This is a genomic window from uncultured Ruminococcus sp. (assembly GCF_934476685.1).
GTDB lineage: Bacteria > Bacillota > Clostridia > Oscillospirales > Ruminococcaceae > Hominimerdicola.
Map to the genome: position 1 here is coordinate 1 of NZ_CAKSNX010000034.1, position 3883 is coordinate 3883.

Genomic DNA, 3883 nt, shown 5'->3' on the forward strand with positions numbered 1-3883 from the left:
GTCGATTTTTCTTGCGTCATCATAAAACACCTCACCTTCTGTATCATACAAAGTTTCATAGGCTTTCTTTGCATACTTATCTATCTCGCAGTAACCGACGCACTTGAATCCACCTGCTTTTTCAAGCCCTGAGCGAAATCCGCCGATGCCTGCAAAGATATCGAAATATTTTATCATTTACCACGTTCCTTTCCTCATTAAAAAAACGGCCAAGCTTTCTTAACTTGACCGTTACATTGACATATTCATTTCTTCCTCGGTTTGTTCCGATCCTTCTCTGATAACGTGAAAATCGTCCACGCCCGGGATCACACCGAGCGTTCTCCCATTGTCAAAGATACAATGCAAAGTGCCGATGTCATCAACGTGATCGACCCTGCCAAGAGTACCGGACTCAACAGGGAACGGATCATCATTCATTCTGTCAAGGCAGATGCGAGTTCCTTCGGGATATCTCTGTCGCAGCCTTTCAACGTTTTCTTTATTGTAATACATTTCACATTTCTCCTGTCAAATTTATTTTCTCATCTGTTAATACAGCCTCTGCCACATTAGGATCACCACCTCTCTTAAAAAACAAAAAAGCCGATCCTATTGGTTTCTCTGTTTTAAGAGATACCAACAAAATCGGCAGATCCAATAAATTTGTATTGAAAACTTTGTGAAAGTTTTTTCATAAAAAATCGGCAGGCTTAGAGCAAAATATACTCAAAGTCTGCCGCTTTGTTTGACGATGTTTAATTGTTGAGGGTTCAGATCCTTTTTTAACGAAAAAGCATCTACGGTTTTACACCTGAAATTTTTACCCTCAAAACGCAAAAAAAGCTCGTAAATACGAGCTTTTCGAGAGGTGCATCTATTTTATTGCACAAGTATGGTGGGAGAAGATGGATTCGAACCATCGAAGCTAGAAGCAACAGATTTACAGTCTGCCCCCTTTGGCCACTCGGGAATTCTCCCGTTAATTCACCCGAAATATTTCCCGAATGAATTATGGAGCTGGTGGACGGACTCGAACCCCCGACCTGCTGATTACAAATCAGCTGCTCTACCAACTGAGCTACACCAGCTAATGCAAGCCATTAGCTTTTATTCTCTTCATGCGACTTATTTATTATATCACATTTTCTTTAGCTTGTCAAGAGGTTTTTTGAAATTTAACATTTCATTCACATTTGATTTCGTTATGCATTTACCATATGCTTTGCAAACCAACTGTAAACTCTTTAAGACTTCTTTACTCATCTCTCAGACAGCTTAATTATTATAGCATCTTTTCGACTGTTTGTCAATGCTTTTTTCTCATTTCTGCATTTTTCACAATATTATTCAAGTATATTTATACGTTATATGCAATTATTACATTTCACTATGCTGCAATAAAAAATCAGTCGGATCTTTTTGTAAGACCCGACCGATCAATATTATTTTATTACGGAACTATCTCAGAAGACTCTGCTGTCTTCTTTGTTGTGGTAGTTGCCTTTTCATCAGACTTCTCTGTTGACGCTGTGCTGTCGTCCGACTTAGCTGCTGTTGTAGTAGTTGTTGTCGTGGTTTCAGTTGCGTCTGTTGCTGCAGATTCGCCGCACTTTGTTACTGTGTAGCCCTCTGCTTCGAGAACGTCTTTCTTAATGTCGTCCATTGTATCATAGTAATCAGAACGAACATCGCCGCTTGTGTATGTTTTGCCGTCATAGATAAAGTTTGTTGCGTAAATAACAGCATAGAATGTATCCTTGCCCTTATCTCCGTCTGTCTTTACCTCGATCTTGTAAACAGAAAGTACCTCGTTTACTGCCTCGCCCCAGCTTAAGCTGTCTGCGTTTGTCTTCTTTGTGAAAGCAACATATGTATCTACCTTATCAAATGATGTGATAGATTCGATCTTGCCGTCAACGTCAGCGCCGTAAACGTATGATGAACCCTTAAGATTCTTTCTCATATCCTGTATCTCGTCATCTACCTTGCTCTGGATAGACTCGTAAGCAGCCTCACCATTTTCAGCTGTTACATATGCAGGGCAGGTATCGTCAACAGTAAATTCCTTTGATACATAGCCGTCAGAATCCGCTGTGCCTGCAAGCTTATAACCCTCGTCTGCAAGACCGTTCCATGAGTCACGAGCCTTTACAGTAAACTTAGAGCCTGCGCTGAGAGATTCGCCATTTACGATCTCAAATCTTACATTATCCTTTACAAGCTGATCGCAGTTATCTGTAACTACGCTGTCAACGTCGAGGAAAGGTGTTCCGCCTGAATACTTGAATGTGATATCCTTGAACGGATCGATAGCCTGAACTTCTGTAAGTCCTGTTACCTCGTATTCCTTTGTCATAGTTTCGCCTTCTACAACATAGTACTTGCCGTCGTCTTCAAAATAATACTTATCTCCGGCTTTCTTGATAGTATAGTAGCAGGAAGCTGTGACAGTTACCTTTTCGCCGTTTGTCAGGTTGTATTCCTTATCTGCATAATAAGAGAAGAAATCATTGTCGCCAACACGATCGTAGTCCATTTCGCCCTGACCGTCGATACCGCTGAAAGTTACTTCAAAGTTCTTATCGCTGAACGGATCGAACTCTTCGCCTTCGTCAAGATTCTTGACTTCAACTTCAAACTCTGTATTTGTGAGCTTTATCTTGTAGTTCTTGAGATAATCTTCATCATAAACAACGGTTACCTTTACCTTGTCACCGTTCTTAAGATTCTTATTATTCTCAAACTTGCACTTGAGGACATAGTTGCCGTTCTTGTTTGTTTTAAGAAGCGCATTTCTCATCTGAGCTGCCTCAGATCTGTCCTTAGCCTTTGACCAAGCGTCAAGCATTGTATCTTCCTTAGTTGAGAAATAAGGAGAAACTGTTTCCTTTTCGCTGCCTGACTCGCTGTCTGAATCATAAAGATCGCTCAGGCCGTAATCATCAAGAGCCTTGCCGAGCTTATCATTAACAAGGTAAGCAGCGTCCCATGAAGAATAAACATACTCGTCATAGCAGTTAAGCTCACCTGTTGCAGAACCATAATTATTGATTCCCTCGAACTCGAACTTGAACAGATCCTTTGCGTCGATCCTCTGATACTTGAACACATTGGCAAGAATGATTATCAGTGCGATTATCACCACAAGTGCTGCACCTGCAATGATACCGATAATAGGCTTAGCCTTTATCGTGTCGATGATCTTCTTGAAGAACACGCCCACAGGATTAGGCTTCTTAGGTGCTGCCGCAGCTCCGCCCTGCATAGGCATACCCTGCTGAGGATAACCCATTCCCTGCTGATAAGGCATACCATTGTTAGGCATTCCGTTATTCGGCATAGCGTTGTTTGGCATTCCATTAGGCATTGCTCCGCCATTTGGCATACTGCCGTTATTAGGCATACCGTTTGGCATAGCATTGTTAGGAACTGCACCGTTCATTCCGGCAGGCTGTTCATTGCTCTCAACAGGAGCACCGCAGCCGCCGCAGAATTTCATTCCGTCCTTGAGTTCTGCGCCGCATTTAGAACAAAACTTCATTTCCAAACCTCCATATTTAATTGTATATTATGTGCAATATAGCTGTAATTGCACATAATAATTATAAATCCAAAATATAATTTTGTCAAGTATTTTGACACATATAAGGACAGAACTTTTACATATTTCAGCACAAAAAACATCTGCGGCACAGCTTAACAAATTATCCGCTTCAGCAAAACTGCTGTGATATTCCACAAGCCATAATATGTTACGGCATAGCGGAAGGTTACATAAACGCAAAAATCCGATACCAGCGAACTGATATCGGATAATAAAACTTTGGCAGGGGCAGAAGGATTCGAACCCTCGGCACGCGGTTTTGGAGACCGCTGCTCTACCAACTGAGCTATACCCCTA

General features: G+C 41.5%; 3 protein-coding genes and 3 tRNA genes. All 6 read right to left on the reverse strand.

Features of this window, described 5'->3' with window-relative positions; genetic code table 11:
- Positions 1-177, reverse strand: a 177-nt coding sequence (locus tag Q0E19_RS11630; RefSeq protein ID WP_294409701.1) for a DNA cytosine methyltransferase, incomplete at its 3' end; no start/stop codon positions are given.
- Between the two features lie 54 nt (positions 178-231).
- Complete coding sequence (locus Q0E19_RS11635; RefSeq protein ID WP_294409699.1) at positions 232-495, reverse strand: DUF4314 domain-containing protein; 264 nt, start codon at positions 493-495, stop codon at positions 232-234.
- A gap of 380 nt (positions 496-875) precedes the next feature.
- A tRNA-Tyr gene (locus Q0E19_RS11640) sits at positions 876-960 on the reverse strand.
- Between the two features lie 34 nt (positions 961-994).
- Positions 995-1070 (reverse strand) — tRNA-Thr (locus Q0E19_RS11645).
- Between the two features lie 362 nt (positions 1071-1432).
- Positions 1433-3523 (reverse strand): zinc-ribbon domain-containing protein, encoded by a 2091-nt coding sequence (locus Q0E19_RS11650; protein WP_294409700.1) that lies wholly within the window; start codon positions 3521-3523, stop codon positions 1433-1435.
- A gap of 283 nt (positions 3524-3806) precedes the next feature.
- Positions 3807-3882 (reverse strand) — tRNA-Trp (locus Q0E19_RS11655).
- Between the last annotated feature and the right edge of the window lies 1 nt (position 3883).

Excerpts from the sequence above, each read along its gene's own strand:
- Q0E19_RS11635 (WP_294409699.1), bottom strand. The coding sequence starts at position 495 with ATGTATTACAATAAAGAAAACGTTGAAAGGCTGCGACAGAGATATCCC.
- Q0E19_RS11650 (WP_294409700.1), bottom strand. The coding sequence starts at position 3,523 with ATGAAGTTTTGTTCTAAATGCGGCGCAGAACTCAAGGACGGAATGAAA.